The sequence below is a fragment of the Chitinophaga ginsengisoli genome (genome assembly GCF_003014595.1).
GTDB lineage: Bacteria > Bacteroidota > Bacteroidia > Chitinophagales > Chitinophagaceae > Chitinophaga > Chitinophaga ginsengisoli.
In genome coordinates this window covers 497,954-516,350 of the sequence record NZ_PYGK01000001.1, presented here as the reverse complement: position 1 = coordinate 516,350, position 18,397 = coordinate 497,954, and the positions used below count along the sequence as shown (strand labels likewise).

The 18,397-nt window shown below is 46.7% G+C and carries 19 protein-coding genes; 12 read left to right on the top strand and 7 right to left on the bottom strand.

Going from position 1 to position 18,397, the window contains the following annotated elements:
• The first annotated feature begins 63 nt into the window (after window positions 1-63).
• Together CLV42_RS02210 and CLV42_RS02205 are read left to right on the top strand one after the other, a co-directional pair.
• Window positions 64-444: a hypothetical protein gene (locus CLV42_RS02210; RefSeq protein WP_211303373.1), complete on the top strand. Its 381-nt coding sequence runs from the start codon at window positions 64-66 to the stop codon at window positions 442-444.
• Window positions 445-518: 74 nt separating this feature from the next.
• Window positions 519-1,451, top strand: a complete 933-nt coding sequence (locus tag CLV42_RS02205) for a LysR substrate-binding domain-containing protein (RefSeq protein WP_106600260.1) — start codon at window positions 519-521, stop codon at window positions 1,449-1,451.
• A 68-nt stretch (window positions 1,452-1,519) separates the two neighbouring features.
• On the opposite strand, the gene CLV42_RS02200 is transcribed toward CLV42_RS02205, so the two are convergent.
• The 5 genes from CLV42_RS02200 to CLV42_RS02180 form a co-directional block, all read right to left on the bottom strand.
• Complete coding sequence (locus tag CLV42_RS02200) at window positions 1,520-2,017, bottom strand: lipocalin family protein (RefSeq protein WP_106600259.1); 498 nt, start codon at window positions 2,015-2,017, stop codon at window positions 1,520-1,522.
• Window positions 2,018-2,103: 86 nt separating this feature from the next.
• Window positions 2,104-2,577, bottom strand: a complete 474-nt coding sequence (locus CLV42_RS02195; protein ID WP_106600258.1) for a hypothetical protein — start codon at window positions 2,575-2,577, stop codon at window positions 2,104-2,106.
• Between the two features lie 202 nt (window positions 2,578-2,779).
• A complete protein-coding gene (locus CLV42_RS02190; RefSeq protein ID WP_106600257.1) occupies window positions 2,780-3,244 on the bottom strand; it encodes a hypothetical protein in 465 nt (154 codons plus the stop codon).
• On the bottom strand, window positions 3,245-3,754 hold the full coding sequence (locus tag CLV42_RS02185) for an RNA polymerase sigma factor (protein ID WP_106600256.1): 510 nt from the start codon (window positions 3,752-3,754) through the stop codon (window positions 3,245-3,247).
• 80 nt (window positions 3,755-3,834) lie between these two features.
• On the bottom strand, window positions 3,835-4,302 hold the full coding sequence (locus tag CLV42_RS02180; protein ID WP_106600255.1) for an SRPBCC family protein: 468 nt from the start codon (window positions 4,300-4,302) through the stop codon (window positions 3,835-3,837).
• 48 nt (window positions 4,303-4,350) lie between these two features.
• Here CLV42_RS02180 and CLV42_RS02175 point away from each other — a divergent pair, with 48 nt between their 5' ends.
• The 3 genes from CLV42_RS02175 to recR all read left to right on the top strand — a co-directional run bounded on the left by CLV42_RS02175 (window position 4,351) and on the right by recR (window position 9,726).
• Window positions 4,351-7,527: an ATP-dependent helicase gene (locus CLV42_RS02175; protein WP_106600254.1), complete on the top strand. Its 3,177-nt coding sequence runs from the start codon at window positions 4,351-4,353 to the stop codon at window positions 7,525-7,527.
• 83 nt (window positions 7,528-7,610) lie between these two features.
• Window positions 7,611-9,092, top strand: coding sequence for an Ig-like domain-containing protein (locus CLV42_RS02170; protein WP_106600253.1), 1,482 nt, complete (start codon window positions 7,611-7,613; stop codon window positions 9,090-9,092).
• A gap of 16 nt (window positions 9,093-9,108) precedes the next feature.
• On the top strand, window positions 9,109-9,726 hold the full coding sequence (recR, locus tag CLV42_RS02165) for a recombination mediator RecR (RefSeq protein WP_106600252.1): 618 nt from the start codon (window positions 9,109-9,111) through the stop codon (window positions 9,724-9,726).
• Between the two features lie 193 nt (window positions 9,727-9,919).
• On the opposite strand, the gene CLV42_RS02160 is transcribed toward recR, so the two are convergent.
• On the bottom strand, window positions 9,920-10,111 hold the full coding sequence (locus tag CLV42_RS02160) for a hypothetical protein (protein ID WP_106600251.1): 192 nt from the start codon (window positions 10,109-10,111) through the stop codon (window positions 9,920-9,922).
• Between the two features lie 503 nt (window positions 10,112-10,614).
• Here CLV42_RS02160 and CLV42_RS02155 point away from each other — a divergent pair.
• From CLV42_RS02155 to CLV42_RS02130, 6 genes are all read left to right on the top strand, one after another.
• Window positions 10,615-11,631 carry a homocysteine S-methyltransferase family protein gene (locus CLV42_RS02155; RefSeq protein ID WP_106600702.1) on the top strand — a complete coding sequence of 339 codons (1,017 nt, stop codon included), beginning with the start codon at window positions 10,615-10,617 and terminating at the stop codon, window positions 11,629-11,631.
• A gap of 32 nt (window positions 11,632-11,663) precedes the next feature.
• Complete coding sequence (gene metH / locus CLV42_RS02150) at window positions 11,664-14,414, top strand: methionine synthase (protein WP_106600250.1); 2,751 nt, start codon at window positions 11,664-11,666, stop codon at window positions 14,412-14,414.
• Between the two features lie 64 nt (window positions 14,415-14,478).
• Window positions 14,479-15,279: an exodeoxyribonuclease III gene (locus CLV42_RS02145; protein ID WP_245901411.1), complete on the top strand. Its 801-nt coding sequence runs from the start codon at window positions 14,479-14,481 to the stop codon at window positions 15,277-15,279.
• A 15-nt stretch (window positions 15,280-15,294) separates the two neighbouring features.
• Window positions 15,295-15,597, top strand: a complete 303-nt coding sequence (locus tag CLV42_RS02140; protein ID WP_106600249.1) for a DUF4286 family protein — start codon at window positions 15,295-15,297, stop codon at window positions 15,595-15,597.
• A 306-nt stretch (window positions 15,598-15,903) separates the two neighbouring features.
• Window positions 15,904-16,173 (top strand): HU family DNA-binding protein, encoded by a 270-nt coding sequence (locus CLV42_RS02135; RefSeq protein WP_029465307.1) that lies wholly within the window; start codon window positions 15,904-15,906, stop codon window positions 16,171-16,173.
• Between the two features lie 153 nt (window positions 16,174-16,326).
• The gene (locus CLV42_RS02130) at window positions 16,327-16,443 is read left to right on the top strand and encodes a 30S ribosomal protein THX (RefSeq protein ID WP_089829760.1); all 117 of its coding nucleotides are present in this window, start codon (window positions 16,327-16,329) and stop codon (window positions 16,441-16,443) included.
• An 80-nt stretch (window positions 16,444-16,523) separates the two neighbouring features.
• Here CLV42_RS02130 and pdxH read toward each other — a convergent pair whose 3' ends face one another.
• Entirely contained in the window at window positions 16,524-17,168 is a 645-nt protein-coding gene (pdxH, locus tag CLV42_RS02125; RefSeq protein ID WP_211303372.1) for a pyridoxamine 5'-phosphate oxidase, read from the bottom strand.
• 107 nt (window positions 17,169-17,275) lie between these two features.
• Between pdxH and CLV42_RS02120 the strand changes: the two genes are divergently transcribed.
• The gene (locus tag CLV42_RS02120) at window positions 17,276-18,361 is read left to right on the top strand and encodes a DUF3298 and DUF4163 domain-containing protein (RefSeq protein WP_106600248.1); all 1,086 of its coding nucleotides are present in this window, start codon (window positions 17,276-17,278) and stop codon (window positions 18,359-18,361) included.
• Window positions 18,362-18,397: the final 36 nt, after the last annotated feature.

Below are 18,397 nucleotides of genomic sequence, written 5' to 3'. Positions count from 1 at the left end.
ATAGGTCACCACACCTATCTATTAAAAAAATGCCTAATTTTTCACTCTAATCCAACAATGAAAATGAAAAAGATTTTAACAGCGGTGTTAGCACTTTTCATGGGTGCTTCTGTTACTATGGCGCAGACGCCGGCCACTCAGCAGAAACCAGCAAAAGCTGAACACAGAGCGGAAAAACCAGGTCAGAAAGCTAGCCGTCCGGCACTGGACAGCGCTTCCGGCAAACCAGTAAAGAAAGACGGTACTCCTGACAAACGTTTTAAAGAAAACAAAGAGAACAAGGAAACCAAAGCACAGGGTCCATTGAAGAAAGATGGTACCCCTGATAAGCGTTTCAAAGAAAACAAGGATGGAAAACCAGAAGGTCCTAAAAAGGCAGACGGTACTCCTGACAAGCGCTTCAAGGAAAATAAAGAAAAAAAAGCTGAAGAGAAAAAAGCTTAATCACATCACATTTTTCATAAGCGGTTATCCTGCCCCGGTAGGATAACCGCTTTTTTTCTTCGTACATTTAACTAATGTTGGACTTCAGGTTAAAAGTATTCTACACAGTAGCCAGGCGCCTCAGCTTCACAAAGGCTGCTGAAGAATTGTTCATCTCACAACCAGCCGTGACGAAACATATTCACGAATTGGAACAGCAATTGGGCATGGCGCTGTTTGAACGTATTGGTAATAAGATCAAGATCACCCGTGCCGGCCAGGTGATGCTCAAACATGCAGATGATATCTTTACCAGCTACCGTAACCTCGAGTACGAGATCAACCAGCTAAAGCATGAACAGGGTGGCCTGCTATCCCTCGGTGCCAGTACGACCATTGCACAGTATTTCATTCCGCCTCTGCTGGCGCAGTTCAACCAGCGTTATCCTGAGATAACGGCCTCCCTAATTTCCGGTAATACAGAACAGGTGGAACAGGCACTCTTCGACAAAACGATCCAACTGGGGTTGATAGAAGGCCGTTCAAAAAATCCCGTGCTGAAATATGTGGAGTTTGCAAAAGACGAAATAGCCCTCATCGGGAATGTGAAATATAACTATGGTGAGGGTAATGACGATACACCGCTGACAGCTACGGAGCTCAAGTCCATTCCCCTACTGATGCGCGAACAGGGTTCCGGCACACTGGAAGTGATCACCGATGAACTGAAGAGGCTTAAACTGAAGCTCACGGACCTGCAGATAGCGATGTACATGGGCAGTACGGAGAGCATAAAATCATACCTGCATTACGCACCTTGTGCGGCATTCCTTTCTCTGCATGCAGTGAAACGGGAACTGGAAGCAGGTGAATTTAAGATCCTGCCGGTAAAGAACTTCAAACTGGTAAGGAAGTTCCACTTCATCTATTTACAGGGGCAGCAGGATAAACTGGCCCAGTTATTCATGCGCTTTGCGCGGCAACATGCCGGGGTACAAACCATAGATCCTGAAAACAAAAACGCTTAACATTTCACAAGGCATACACCATGTAAATGTTAAGCGCTGTGCTATAATAACGTATAGCCTTGTATCGCTTAGCTACGTTGCAGGGTATATACGATATAACCAGTTTTACCTTCAAAGTTTACCGCTGCTCTCCATACCATAGAAGTACTGCTCAGAGAACTAATCTCTACACGGTAGCCATCAATTACATTCTTGGCTTTTACACCGCCGCCCACTTTCTTAAACTGGAACATGTCAACACCGCCCTGTTTGTATATAGACCATACGATGGCTTGTGTTGCGGTAGAACAACCATCTTCAGTAGAAGACAACGTATAAGAACCATTGTTATTGGAAGGCAGGATCCACTGGCTGCCTTTGAAGCAGTTGTAAGAAGCCTCGTCAAAAACAGTCACCTTAGAGCCTCTTGGAATACCGTCAAAATTAATATCTGTTACAACCCAGTTTCCTTTAATGGAACCTTTGCTGGCGCTTTGTGCTGTGTCGGTAGCGCCTTTTTGGGATTTACAGGATATGGCAAATACAGATGCTACGAGGCATAATACTGCAAGTGTAAGGTGTTTCATGTTCAAATAATTTGATGTTTAAATTGTCGGAAATGCAATGCATTACGGACGCAAGGTGGGAAAAAACAAGAAACGTACCAAATCGCTCAATGCACATCGGGAGGAGCCATTTCCGTATGAGTTGGGTATAAGCGCATTAAACGCTCTTCCATATTGCGGAACTGCTGATAAAAGTAAAGGGTACTAGCCACAAGCGCCATGATAATCACCATCATAGCAATGACGGTACAACGCCACCATATGCTGACAGTGATCGTGTTGTTACGTGGTTGTAATATATATGTCTGAGGTCCGTCTGTTTGTTGCCTACCGGCTTTCGAATAATAACCATTCCGTCCATGAGGTGTCAGCCTTTCAGCAATTTTGTTCCATACGACGGCCGGTGGCGTTACGCCATCTTCCATTACCTTCTGTAACCTGTATTCCGCCGCCGATATCTCGGTATTTAACTCCGGATACAGATTACGCATATGCTCGAATAACTCAGCCTCTTCATCAGAAGCTAAGCCAAGCAGATAACTTTCGATAATGCCACTTTCTATGTAATCATTAAGGTCCAAAGCGAAAAAGTATCTATTTATCTACGGCAAATGTTGCAACGCAGTTTCATCGCTGCGCATAACCATCAAATGTCAAATTAAGCTAATTCATTTCCAAATAAAAATCACATGATAATCAAAGGCCCTTCACAGCAAATTGATAATGAGATGTTTAATTTGATCGGCATAAGTATATACACCTATGTTACCACAAATATCTGACTTATTTTGGGGATGTTATCTGCTCAGTACGTATCTGCTGTCGTTCTTCTTTTCCTTTTTCCCGCGACTGCTGATATTTCAGGAAGAAATAAATCGCAAAGAAAAGGCAAACTTTGGAGAGGAGAAAAGTGATAATAAAGAACAGGCGCCACCACTTGTGAACAGTGATATGTTGGGAGTCCTTCGAGTGTATATTGATAAACGTGTAGCGCGAGTTATCGTCTGTTGGTGGTAGCTCTTCCCGCCAGTTGATGTGCTGGAATATACGTTGTTTAAGATATGGGGAGGGCAGCACTGCTTCTGCAAGGGCCGTTCTTTCTATTCTGCGCTCTACAGCTATGATCTCCGCATTCAATGAGGGATACAGGCGGCACATCTGCTGCAATTCCTCCATCTCACTGGCAGTTGCGATCCCCAGCACGTAGCTCTCGATGATCCCGCTTTGTATGTAGTGATTAAGTTCCAATTATTCCCCTAAAAATTTTCTGAATGCAACCATGACATCTTTCAGTTTTGTCATCACTTCATCGGGCTGTTCCCCTAACATGCGGGCGACTGCTTCTTTGGGCAGTCCTTTATAATAGCATAAGTGGAATATTGTCCTGCTTTCTTCCGGGAGTTTGTTGGCAAAACGCTGTAACAGGTTGCTGTCATGTTTCATCATATCATTGCTGTTACTCTCGCTTTCCTCCACTGCTGCTGCTTCCCTTAAGGCATGCTCACGGGCTATTCTCATCAGCCATCCGAATAAAGTAGCGCTTCCTGTCTCTTTATAAGCCGTAACGTTCTTAAATATATGTATGAATGTCCGGGTGAGTACTTCCTCCGCTGTCGCCGTATCCCCCACTACCTGCAGAATGATACTGTATAATGCGGGGCCATAATAGTCATAGACCAGTTCCTGGGCAACGGGATCTCCTGCTATCAATCGTTCAGTAATGATGTATTCGTCTATATGAACAGCCGCTTGCTGCAAGTGTTATAGGTTTAAGAGTAAACTAAGATAAACTATTAATTACTAACGATCAATTTCTTGTTATAACATCTTATTTTATCTTAGTTCATTTCGAACAAGCGTTCAATGGCAGCTTTGCGGAAGGCAAAGATGTCGCGCAGCTGCCGCTGCACAAAGAGTGCATGAGCGATACTGCCTAATATTCCGAAGGGCATGGCATAATGGACAATATCAGTCATTCTCACCCCTTCTGGTACCTCTTCAAAATGATGCTGGTGATGCCAGAAGCCGTACGGTCCCTGCCGTTGCTCATCCACAAAATATCTCCCTTCAGCTACATGCGTGATCTCGGTCATCCACCGCAAGGGAATACCCAGTACAGGACGGATCACATAGGTAATGATCTGCCCCGCATACACCGGCTTGTCTGTGGGTGGTGAGGTGACCACATAACGCATATACGACGGCGTGATCTTTTCCAGGTTATCAGCCCGTGAAAAGAATGTCCAGGCAAGATCCATACTGGTGTTTAATACCTGTTCATACTGCAAACGATAAATTTTTCCCATAACTTCATGTATGTTTTGTGTGGCCCGATGCCATGTTCAAATATAGTCATGTCCAGAGATCAGTACCAGCATCATTTCAGGGAAGTCTATGCCCGCCTGAACGTGCAGCAGCGCAACGCCGTCGATCAGACGGAAGGCCCTGTTATGGTCATTGCCGGCCCCGGCACAGGCAAAACACAGATCCTGGCAGCCCGTATCGGCAAAATACTCCTGGATACTGACTATCTGCCACAGAACATCCTCTGCCTTACTTATACAGATGCCGGAACCGTGGCCATGAGAAAACGCTTAACAGACTTTATCGGTCCCGATGCTTACCGCGTTAATATCCACACATTCCATTCCTTCTGTAACGAAGTGATCCAGGATAACCTGGGCTTGTTTGACAAACATCAACTCGATCCTGTTTCAGAGCTGGAAAAGATCCAGCTCCTGAAGAAACTGATTGATGGTTTCACAAAAGACAATCCCCTGAAACGCTACCGGGGTGACGTATACTTCGACATGAAAAACCTCGACCACCTTTTCTCTACCATTAAGAAAGAAGGCTGGTCTGTGGAATATATTACAGATGCTATCTCTGCCTATATTGAAAGCCTTCCTGAAAGGGATGCCTTCATGGCAAAGAAAGCTACCAGGCAATTTGCCAAGGGAGATGTCCGCACTGATAAAATTGCCCTGGAAAAGGAAAAGATGGTACGCCTCCAGGCCGCTGTGGAACAGTTTCCTATATACACAGCGCTGATGCATGCCGCCGGCCGTTACGATTTTGATGATATGATCAACTGGGTGATCGGGGCTTTTAATACCTATCCTAATCTGCTGGCCGACTACCGGGAACGGTTCCAATACATCCTGGTGGATGAATACCAGGATACCAGCGGTACCCAGAACAAACTGGTGCAACTGCTGACAGGCGGACAGGAAGCGCCCAACATCTTTGTGGTGGGCGATGATGATCAGTCCATTTACCGCTTCCAGGGCGCCAGCATCGAAAACATGGCGCAGTTTGCAGACACCTTTGCCGATACGCTGCACACCATCGTGCTGACACGCAATTACCGATCCGTACAGTCTATCCTGGATGTATCCATGTCCCTGATAGAAAACAACGGAGAGGCCCGGCTGGTGAACCAGTTACCGGGACTCAGCAAACACCTGGCTGCTGCTGCCAGTCACCTGATACCACTGGACATTCCGCCTGTTATCCGGCGTTACAATACTTCCCGGGATGAAATGATAGACATTACCCGGCAGATTGCACAGTTGCTGGATAATGGCGTAGCCCCCGGCAGGATCGCTGTGATTTACCGGGAAAATAAATATGGGGAAGAACTGGCCCGTTACTGCCGGTTTCAGGATATACCCTTCTATTCAAAACGGAGCATCAACCTGTTTGAAATACCGTTTGCCCGTAAGGTGCTGACCATCCTCCGCTATATTGCCTGTGAAATGGATACGCCTTACAGTGGAGACGATTTGCTGTTCTCCATTCTTCACTACGACTTTTACAACATCCCAGCCATAGAGGTCGCCAAGATCAGTATAAGGTCGGCAGAGAAAGGTTACCGGGAGAAATCCTCCATACGCCAGTACCTCCAGGAATGGCAACATACCCGTAATCTCACGCTTTTTACAGAGGCTCCTGAACAGGCCCTTATCGACTTCACCCGTATCATGGAACGGCTGATAAAGGATGCCCATAACCTCACCCTGCAACAGCTTTTTGCCGCCATTATCAATGAATGCGGTGTGCTTTCCTTCGTGATGAAATCACCGGAAAAGCCCTGGCTCATGAAAGTGCTGCAGTCCCTCTTTGACTTTATAAAAGCAGAAACGCACCGCAATCCGGATCTGTCACTGGTGCCCTTCATGGACATGACAGACCTGATGGCGCATAATCATATTACCATTCCCATCGTCCAGGTGTCGGGTAATGAAAAGGGTATCAACCTGCTCACCGCCCACGGCGCCAAAGGACTGGAATTTGAATATGTATTCATTGCCGGCGCCAACTCCCACCTCTGGGAGAAGAAAACCAGGAGCAATACCGGGTTCGCCTTTCCGGATACGCTCTTCACCACAGCAGTGACCAGTACTGATGAACAGGAACTCCGCAGGCTGTTTTATGTGGCACTGACCCGGGCAGAGAAATACCTGTATATCAGTTACCCGGAGTTCAAGACAGATGGCAAACCACTGGAGCCCAGCCTGTTCGTGACGGAAATACTGGAACAACATCCTCTGCCGGTGGAGAAAGTAATAATTCCGGAAGATGTGCTGTTCACATTCGAAACCCTCCAATATACCCATGGCGTGGCACCGGAAATAGCGAGAACCGATCAGCAGTTCATTGACAACCTGCTGGCCAGTTTTGTGATGAATGTGACCGCCCTTAACAACTACCTGGACTGCCCCCTGGGCTTCTACTATAAGAACCTGGTACGGGTACCTTCCGGCCGCTCGGAAAACACGGAGTTTGGCTCCGCCGTTCATTATGCGCTGGAAAAGCTGTTCCAGAAAATGCAGGAAAGCAAACAATACACATTCCCATCCAAAGAAGAATTCATCCGCGACTTTACCTGGAGCATGCTGCGGAACCGGGAAAGCTTCACCCGGGAATCCTTTGAAAGAAGGATGGAATACGGAAAAGATATCCTGGACAGTTATTACGATACCTATCTGGCACAATGGAATAAGGTGGTCAGCGTGGAACGGAATGTCCGCAATGTGGTAGTCAGCGGTGTACCCCTGAAAGGCAAGATCGACAAGTTGGAATTTGATGGGAACCGGGTGAATGTGGTGGATTACAAGACCGGCGATTTTGAAAAGGCTATCCGGGAATACCAAAAGTTTGCCCGTCCTGATCCTCTACACCCTGAGGGCGGGGACTATTGGCGGCAGGCAGTGTTTTATAAGGTCTTGCTGGATAATTATCACCAGAAGGACTGGAAAGTAGTCAGTACCGAATTTGACTTTATTGAGCCGAATAGGCAGAAAGTATATCATAAGGAAAAGGTGGTCATTACCCCGGAAGATGTGAGTCTCGTGACCCAACAGATCGTGGCTGCCTGGACAAAGATCCAGAACAGGGAGTTCTATACGGGTTGTGGCAAAAAAGACTGTGTATGGTGCAATTTCGTGAAAGATAATAAACTGTATGTGGCACTGCATGAGCTGGAAGCGGAGAATGAAATGGCGCTTCCCGCCCGTTTGGGAGACTGAATAGGGCGTACAGCAGACTGATTTGGATTTTACTGTTTGGAATTTGATCTTTGGAGCCGGTTTTTGGTATAATACTATAGATAATGAATCATAACTTTCGTGGCTGGGCTTACTGGCTGATAGTGATAAGTGCCTCCGTCTTTTTGCTCCAGGGCTGCGCCAACATTGTTCCACCCAGCGGCGGACCGAAAGATACGCTTGCGCCGAAGATAACGTACATATCACCACCAGATTCTACCCTCCACTTCAAGGCGCACAAAGTCTCCTTTACGTTTAACGAATATGTACAGCTGGACAATGTCTTCGAAAAGCTGATCGTGTCTCCTACCCTTAAACGTACCCCGACGGTAACTTCCAAGCTGAAAACCGTTACTATGGTGATCAAGGATACGCTGGCGGAGAATACCACCTATACTTTTAACTTTTCTGACGCCATCCGGGATAACAACGAAAGCAATCCTATACAGGATTTCCAGTATGTTATATCTACCGGCGATTACCTGGATTCCCTCCAGGTAAGGGGCTTTATTATAGACGCAGAAACCGGGAAATCTGACAGTAACGTGTCTGTCATGATTTACCGGAATACGATAGACTCTGTCGTATCTAAGGAGAAACCTGTTTATTATGCCCGTTCCAGGGGTAATGGGTCCTTCTGGTTCAGGAATATGGCACCCGGCGATTACAAGCTATTTGCCCTGAAAGAGGAAGACAGGGACCTTCAGTACAACCAGCCAAAGGAACTGATCGCTTTCGGCGACAGCCTGCTGCACCTGAGAGACCAGAACCTGAAAGATATCACCATGCTGATGTTCATGGAGCAGGACAGTACCATCAAGAAGCCAGAAGAGGGTGCCGCGGAACAAGCACCACCGGCTGAGGAAGAGACGGAGAAGGAAAAAAAGGAGAAGGAAAAAGAAAAGAAGAAGAAACGCACCCTGAATATCTCTCCTACCCTGGAAGACAATAAGCAGGAGCTGGGCAAACCGCTGCTGCTCACCTTCAGCGCACCCGTTAAAACGTTCGACAGCACCGCCTTTCGTTTATCGCAGGATACCGTGTTTACGCCAGTGACCTTTACAACTTCCTTCGATTCCACCCGTACCAAATTATCGGTGAACTTTGACTGGAAGGAAGGCAAGCCCTACAGGCTGATCATCCCTAAAGAATCCGTAGCTGATACAACCGGTGCCCAACCGGCAAAAGCAGATACCATCAGCTTTGCAGCTAAAAAAGAATCTGATTATGGCCGCGTAATGCTGACCCTGACGCTTAGCGACAGTACCAAATCGATGGTGAGTGATACAATGCATTATGTAGCCCAGCTGATCAAGGATAAGGAGATAAAATATTCCGGAAAAATAGAGCGGAACACCTGGGTGCAGAAGCGCATTACACCTGGGGAATATGAGGTCTGGATACTCCTGGATGAGAATAATAACGGAAAATGGGATCGCGGTGTGTACTATGGTACACCCAAAAAACAGCCGGAAAGGGTAGTCAGCTTCCCGAAAAAAGAGAATATTAAAGCCAACTGGGGGGTAAAGATCCCGCTGACGTTATAATTCCTAATTTTACATCATGATATTTTCCTCCGCCCTGATAGAAAATGCAGTTAACGAGTTTGCGCGGTTGCCGGGCATTGGCAAAAAAACGGCCTTACGCCTGGTATTGCACCTGTTGAAGCAGGATCCGGCACAGGTAAAGCTGTTTGGTGAAGTAGTGACCCGTATGCGGGACCAGATCAAATTCTGTAAGATCTGCCATAATGTTTCCGACCAGGAGATCTGTAGCATCTGTAGCAATCCTTCCAGGAATAAGGCCCTGGTATGTGTAGTGGAGAATATCCGCGACGTGATGGCCATCGAAAATACCCAACAGTTTAACGGGACTTACCATGTATTAGGAGGTATCATCTCCCCTATTGATGGTGTCGGCCCTGAACAGCTGAATATCTATTCCCTGGTGGACAGGGTACAGCAACAAGGGATTGAAGAGATCATCATGGCGCTCAGTCCTACGATTGAAGGAGATACTACGATCTATTATCTGTCCAAAAAACTCAAGGAGTTCCCGGTAAAGATCACGACAATCGCAAGAGGGATTGCCTTTGGTGGAGAGCTGGAATATGCGGATGAGATGACGCTTGCCAGATCTATCTCCAACAGGTTGCCGCTGGAGAGTTATGTGCAGAAGTAATCATTACACTGATCAGACGGCCGCCAGGCACATCTAAACATACATAAAAAATTAAGCAAAACGCTTAACACAGAATGGTCGCCCATTTCGTGTTAAGCGTTTTGCTTAAAGAGATACGGGTGCTGAACAACACCCGTGTGTGTTTAACCTGTAATTCCACGTTATGAAAATGCGATATGGTTGGTTAATGTTTTTATATTGAATGCTCATCACGCTGTTCACGTTCCTTTTCTCTCAGTTCCTGCCAGCGCTGCATCTCATATTTATTCAGAAAACAAATCTTAAAGACCTCTGATCCCTCTCTGTCAGCATCCGCAGGCACCTGGTACAGTCCATACTGCGCAAGGTGTTGCTGCAAGCTTTTTACATGCTCGGCAATACTCATTATAATAATGATTTAATGCAGGTTACGAAACTAAACGGTCAAATGGTGGTAATACGCCGGTTTAGCAACAACAGCCCTGGTTATAAAGGCAATTGTATGTAAGCATGTTCTGGGTATTGAAATGCCTTAACGATTGTTGTACGTCTTTTTGCATTGTAATTCTCGTTGTGGAAGTCTTACTTCCTATTACCCTACAAATATAGTAGACTTTTAAATCAAAACAAATTTTTTCTGATAAGTACATGTCATTACACTCTTTATCCGCATGGACGGCCCTCTTTCGGCATAAAAAGTTCTTCTCTGCTTCTGAGGATAATTACCTTATTGGCGCCTTTATGATATCTTTCCATAATATCACGCTGCTTAGCGCCGGCGGCGATGCGCTGCACTCGCGTAATAAGGTAATTATTAAGTACCTTTGTTTATTAGTTTCTGCGGGTGGATTTGTTTATTGTTCGACCTGCGGGTATTATTCAACCGTAACTAATAAACGTATTACAATTATGAAATCATTATCCCAATGCGCCGCAGAGCGCATTCTGATCATTGATGGGGCAATGGGTACCATGATCCAGCGATACAAGCTGGAGGAAGCGGATTACAGGGGTGAACGCTTTAAAGATTATCATCTGGATGTAAAAGGTAATAACGACCTGCTCTGTCTTACACAACCCCACATCATCGAAGCAATACATAAAGAATACCTGGAAGCGGGCGCCGATATTATCGAGACCAATACTTTCAGCAGCACTTTCATTGCCATGGCAGACTACGATATGCAGTCGCTTGCCTTTGAGCTGAACGTAGCCGCTGCGCGTATCGCCAGGAAAGCTGCAGATGAGTATACCGCCAAAAACCCTGATAAACCCAGGTTTGTGGCAGGTGCTATCGGTCCGCTGAATAAAACGCTGTCTCTTTCTCCCGATGTAAACAATCCGGGCTTCCGTTCCGTTACTTTTGACGAGGTAGTGAATGCTTACTATGAACAGATCAAGGGACTGCATGAAGGAGGCGTAGACATTTTGCTCATCGAGACCATCTTTGACACGCTGAACAGTAAAGCAGCCATTTTCGCTGCGAAAAAATACTTCCGTGATATTGCCCAGCCGGAACTGCCGGTGATGATATCGGGTACCATTACGGATGCTTCCGGAAGGACCCTGAGCGGCCAGACACTGGAAGCCTTCTACATCTCTGTGATGCATGCAAAACCTTTCTCTGTAGGGCTCAATTGTGCGCTGGGTGGAGAACAGATGCGTCCTTATATCTCCGAGCTGTCGCAGATAGCAGCCTGCAACGTAAGCTGCTACCCGAATGCGGGTCTGCCGAATGCCTTTGGGGAATATGATGAAACACCTGATCATACGGCACACATCATTGAAGATTTTGCCAAAGAAGGTTTTGTGAACATCGTAGGCGGTTGTTGTGGCACCACACCAGACCATATCCGTCACATTGCAGAACATGTAAAGACCCTGCCTCCAAGGCCTCTTCCTGTACAGGTGGAAGAACTGGCGTAAGTCTATACTGATAAATTACTACAGCAACACAAATGAGCGAAACAATCACTTCAGCAGATACTTTACAGGCACCCGAAACCAAAGTGATAAAACCATTCCTCCGTCTGAGTGGTTTAGAACCGCTGGTGGTAAGGCCTGAGACCAATTTCATTAATATCGGTGAGCGTACCAACGTAACCGGTTCGAAGAAATTTGCCCGCCTGATCCGGGAAGGCTTATATGAAGAAGCCCTCTCCGTAGCCCGCCAGCAGGTGGAAAATGGCGCGCAGGTACTGGATGTGAATATGGATGATGCCCTCCTGGATGGAGAAAAGGCCATGACCACCTTCCTGAACCTTCTGGCAGCAGAGCCGGACATCTCCAGGATTCCGGTGATGATCGACTCCAGTAAGTTCAGCATCATAGAGGCCGGCCTCAAATGCCTGCAGGGTAAGTGTATCGTCAACTCCATCAGCCTGAAGGAAGGTGAAGAGAAGTTCATCGAACAGGCACAGATCTGTAAAGCCTTTGGCGCCGCAGTGGTAGTGATGGCTTTCGATGAACACGGACAGGCTGATACCGAAGAGAAAAAGGTCAGCTTCTGCCACCGCTCCTATAAGATACTGACAGAAAAGGTAGGCTTTGATCCACAGGATATCATCTTCGACCCTAACATCTTCGCGATTGCCACGGGTATAGAGGAGCACAATAACTATGCGGTAGACTTCATCAACGCTACCCGCCGTATTAAAGAACTGATGCCCCTCACCAGCGTAAGCGGTGGGGTAAGTAATATTTCCTTCTCTTTCCGTGGTAACGATGTGGTGCGTGAAGCTATGCACTCTGCGTTCCTCTACTATGCTATCAAGGCAGGTATGAACATGGGCATCGTGAATGCTGGTATGCTTCAGATCTACGACGAGATAGAGCCGGAACTGCGTGAACTCTGTGACGATGCTATCCTGAACCGCCGGGAAGACGCTACAGAACGCCTGATCGCCTTTGCCGAAACCGTGAAGAGTAAAGGTAAGGTGATTGAAAAAGATGAAACCTGGCGTCAGGGCACCGTGGAAGAACGCCTGAGCCATGCCCTGGTGAACGGTATCACCGACTATATTGAGGCCGATACAGAAGAAGCCCGTCAGCAATACCCACGTCCGCTGGATGTGATTGAAGGTCCCCTCATGGCCGGCATGAACATCGTAGGCGACCTGTTTGGCAGTGGTAAGATGTTCTTACCCCAGGTAGTGAAAAGCGCCCGTGTAATGAAGAAATCAGTGGCCGTGCTTACTCCTTTTATAGAGGAAGAAAAGCAAAAACTGGTGGCGCTGAATGGTGGCGTGGTAAAATCCGCCGGAAAGATCCTGCTGGCTACAGTAAAAGGCGACGTGCACGATATCGGCAAGAATATCGTGGGTGTGGTACTGGGCTGTAACGGCTATGATATTATTGATATGGGTGTAATGGTACCCGCTGAGAAGATATTGCAGACCGCCCGCCAGGAGCAGGTGGACATTATTGGTCTCAGTGGCCTGATCACTCCCAGCCTCGACGAGATGGTAAATGTAGCCAGGGAGATGAAACGCCAGCATTTCGAAGTGCCCCTGATCATCGGAGGCGCTACCACTTCCCGTACGCATACAGCCGTAAAAATAGCCCCTGAATACGAACATGGGGTCATACACGTACTCGATGCTTCCCGTAGCGTAACGGTTACCGGAAGCCTGCTGAATAAGGCGCTCAAGAAGACCTTCCTAGACGATGTGAAGATCGAGTACCAGAAACTGAACGAAAACTTCCGGAACAAGAAACCGGTAAAACAATACCTCCCTATCGCAGAAGCCCGCCAGCATAAGGCTATCACCGACTGGAGCAACTATAAGCCGGTTGTGCCTAAAAAGCTCGGCATACAGGTGTTCAAGAACTATAACCTGGCTGATATAGCTGAGTTTATTGACTGGCAGCCCTTCTTTATCTCCTGGGAACTTCATGGTAAATTCCCGCAGATCCTGACGGATGAAATTGTCGGACAGGAAGCCTCCCGCCTCTTCGAAGACGCGAAAGCCATGCTGAAACGTATCGTGGAAGAGAAATGGCTTACTGCCAATGGCGTGATAGGCCTGTTCCCAGCAAACAGAAGTGCGGACGATACCATCTCCGTATTATCTCCCAAACCCGGCGCCGGCGCCGTTCATCTGGAATGCCTCCGTCAACAGATCAAAAAGGCACCCGGTCAGCCGAACTTTTCCCTGGCCGATTTCATTGCCCCGGCAGAAGCAGGCATCCAGGACTATATGGGCGCCTTCGCGGTTACAACGGGCGGTGATATAGAAAAATGGCTGGAAAAGTTCAAAGAAGACCACGACGATTATAGCAGTATCATGCTGAAAGCCCTTGCCGACAGGTTGGTAGAGGCCTTCGCAGAGCTGATGCACAAACGTGTAAGACAGGAGTTCTGGGGATATGCATCCGAGGAACAACTGGATAACGATGCCCTGATCCGTGAGGAATACTCCGGTATCCGTCCGGCACCAGGTTATCCGGCATGCCCTGAACATACCGAGAAATATAAGCTGTTCGACATGCTGGACGCTACTGAAAATACCGGTATCATCCTTACCGAATCTCTCGCAATGTACCCAGCCTCCAGCGTTAGCGGATGGTATTTCGCCCATCCTGAGGCCAAGTATTTTGGCCTTGGCAAGATAGAGAAAGACCAGGTAGAAGATTATGCCACCCGTAAAGGATGGACCGTAGAGGAAGCCGAAAAATGGCTACGCCCCGTACTCGAATATGACATGTAATGAGTCGATATAGCGGTAGTCCATCCATCATTGGACTACCGTTTTTTTTATAATTAACACCAATATGTCCATAGACCTTGGACGAATGAGCTACCACACCATGAGAATTGTATCCTATAATGTAAACGGACTGCGTTCCGCCATGACCAAAGGTTTTACGGAATGGCTGAAAACTGATCCCGCGGATATCGTATGCCTGCAGGAGATCAAAGCCCACAAAGACAATGTTGATTACCGCCAATTTGAAGAACTGGGTTACGAGCACTACTGGTACCCTGCAGAGAAAAAAGGGTATAGTGGGGTGGCCGTGCTGACAAAGATCACCCCTAACCATGTACAATATGGTAACGGGTTCATGCAGAGTGATGCGGAAGGACGTGTAATAAGGCTCGATTTTGGCGATATTACCCTTATCAATACCTACATCCCCTCCGGCACCAGTGGCGACGAAAGACAGACCTATAAATACCAGTGGCTGGACGAATTTTACGGTTACCTGGATCAGTTGAAAAGCACAAGACCGAACCTGGTAGTATGTGGCGACTATAATATATGTCACCAGCCGATAGACATCCATGACCCCGTAGGTAATAAAAAGTCGTCAGGCTTTCTGCCGGAAGAACGGGCCTGGCTGGATAAATTCTTCAGCAACGGATTTGTGGATACCTTCCGTCATTATCATCCGGAGCCGCATCAATACAGCTGGTGGAGCGTACGGTCTAATGCCAGGGCCAATAACAAAGGCTGGCGTATCGATTATATTAATGTTACAACTCCCCTGCAGGAGAGACTGAAGGATGCCCGGATCTGGCAGGATGTAAAGCATTCAGACCATTGTCCTGTATTCCTGCAACTGGGGTCTTAAAGCCAACTTCTGCACATGATTGTTTATAACGTCACGACCAAGGTATCACACTTCATCAATGACAGGTGGCTGCAATGGATGAAAGAAGAGCATATTCCGGCTATTATGGCAACGGGGCTTTTCCACGATTACCGCATCTGCAGGCTGCTTGAGCAGGATGACCAGGATGGACCTACATACTCAACCCAGTACTTTACAGATACATTGGAGAACTATCAAACCTACCTGGAAGAGCATGCACCGGCCCTTCGGAAGGCCGGCTATGACCTGTTCGGGAACCAGTTTGTAGCTTTTAACACAGTAATGCAGGTTGTGTAAATGTTAAACTTATCCACAGGAAATCCACTGATCACACGGGGTTTAGACTTTGGTACAATACTTGGAACACATACGCGTTTATATCAAATAGTACAGCAAATGGCCTGTCATAGCGGTTTTCAACAAAGTAAGGGGTTTCCCCTATCGCTGACATGTCAAGTGTTAATCTGCTGTAACCGTTATCTGTAGGCGTTTTCAGCCGATGATTTTTTGATTAAAAAAGATTCAAAAAATTTGGTAATCTGATAAAACGCGCTATATTTGCTCACATCAAACATTTTATTCACTAGTTAAATCTTACTAGCTATGAACAAAGCCGAATTAATCGACAAGCTGGCAAAAGATGCCGCTATCACTAAAACCCAAGCTAACGAAGCGCTGGATTCTTTCACTAAAGCTGTTGCTGATACCCTGAAAAAAGGCGGTAAAGTAACCTTAGTAGGTTTCGGTACTTTCTCTGTTTCTAAACGTGCTGCTCGTAACGGTAGAAACCCACAGACTGGCCAGATCATCAAGATCAAAGCTAAGAAAGTTGCTAAATTCAAAGCTGGTAAGGCTCTGTCCGACAAGCTTTAATCTGTTAGCTTAACTTATTCAAGCAAGGAACACTACTGTTTCTTGCTTTTTTTTTGCATTTAACAGCGGCTATTACGTAATTTGCGCCTAATTAGCGGGAGTTACATCCTCAGATTAACAAACAATCAAATAATAAACATCAAACTGTTTACAATGGGTAGAGGTGATATCAAAACCAAAAAAGGCAAGATTTCTAACGGTTCTTTCGGCAAGTCCAGACCTGCTAAACCAAAGAAAGCTGCTGCTGCTAAAGCTGAAAAAAAGGCTTAATGCAACTAGGAATTAGGAATTAAGAATTCACTCGAAACGATAATTCCTAATTCCTAACTTTATCCCCTTAACTACGCGCATCAAGGCGCCAGGCGTTCTATCTTCCACTCATTGCCTTCCATCGTGTATAATATTCTATCGTGTAAACGGTTGCTGCGTCCCTGCCAGAACTCCATTTTCGATGGCTTCACTATATAACCACCCCAGTATGCCGGACGCACAGGATCTTTCAACACATATTTCTCCGCCACTATTCTCACCTGTTCTTCCAGGAAACTACGATGTGGTATCACACGGCTCTGCGGAGAAGCAATAGCACCTATACGGCTGCCGGGAGGCCTGCTGTTATAATATTCATCACTCACATCAGTAGTTACCTTGCTAACAGTTCCGTCTATACGCACCTGCCTTTCCAGCTCCTGCCAGAAGAATAACAATGATACATTCGGGTTAGCTGCCATCTCTATTCCCTTACGGCTCTCATAATTTGTAAAGAATACAAAACCATCCGCATCAAAACTTTTCAGCAATACAATACGTGCTGATGGATACCCGTCAGGTGTACTGGTTGCCAGTGTCATGGCATTAGGTTCATTCAGCTGTCCACTGGTTGCATCATTCCACCAACGTCCAAATTGCGCTATGGGATCCTTTGCTACATCTTCCTCATCGAGGGAGGCCAGCCGGTAGTCTTTACGTAGATCTGCTACTTCTTTATTCAACATGGTCCTGATTTTAACTGCCACAAAGATACTTATAAACCCAGCACGTAACCGGTTGCAGCACTAGATTGATATATGACAGTGGTCAGTTTATTTAGTAATTTTAGCGCATGAGAACCATATTACTATTAGTTATCGCTTCTTGTGTGTTCGTCTCCTGTGGCAGGAAAACAAAGCAGCAGACGCAAACCGCAAAGGTCCCTGATCCTACCAAAACTGCTTTTTATTATCTCCACCTGAAAGGCACCATCGGAACTGAGCCTGTGACCATGGATCTTGTTAAATCAGGCATCTGGATCTTCCGTGGATATTACACCTATGACAAGATCGGGGAACCTATTATGATATGGGGCAGCCCTGAAGGCGATAAAGTGATCCTGTATGAGAATACCGACAGGAATGAAGAAAGGCTGTTTTCGGGCAAACTGGACAGTCTGGGGCACTTTACCGGCAAATGGAGGGGTAAGGGTACCTCTTATCCTTTTGCGCTTACTCCGAGCTTTGAAAATGCCGTTCCGCTCGATGTACTGTACGCTGCAGACTCAGTAGATCTCTTCCCCGGAAATCCCAATACACCCACCGGCCAGGCAACCAATAGCATTGTATGGCCTGCTGCCGGCTATGACGAGACTACTGCCACCTTTGTACGTAACTGCATCACAGATGGCAAATCCGGCATGAACGTAAACAGATATATCCACAGGGATATTGACTCTTTCCTGGTGACCTATAAGGTCAACGAAAAGGACCTGGATACAACAAATGGCATTCCTGCCACCGCCAACTGGGCGGCTGATGCCGATATCAAAATAGTATGGAACCAATATCCCCTGCTTGTACTCGAATATTTCAGCTATGAATTCACCGGCGGTGCACATGGCAACTATGGCGCACACTACCAGGTACTGGACCTGGAGAAAAAGAAGATCCTGAAGCCAGAAGATTTCCTGAAAGGCAACTATAAAACCGAGCTGATACCAGAACTGGAGAAGTCCTTCAGGAGCATTTATAAACTGGAGGAAGGGGAGAAACTGGAAACAATGCTACTCACTAAAGAGATTGTTCCCAACGATAACTTCCTGGTTACGGACAAGGGTATCGGATTCAGTTATACACCCTACGAAATCGGTCCTTATGCATTAGGCCAGGTGAACCTGTTCGTTCCCTTTAAGAACATCAAGTCCCTGCTAAAATAAAAACAGGGATCAGGGATTAAGAATAAAGCATCATGT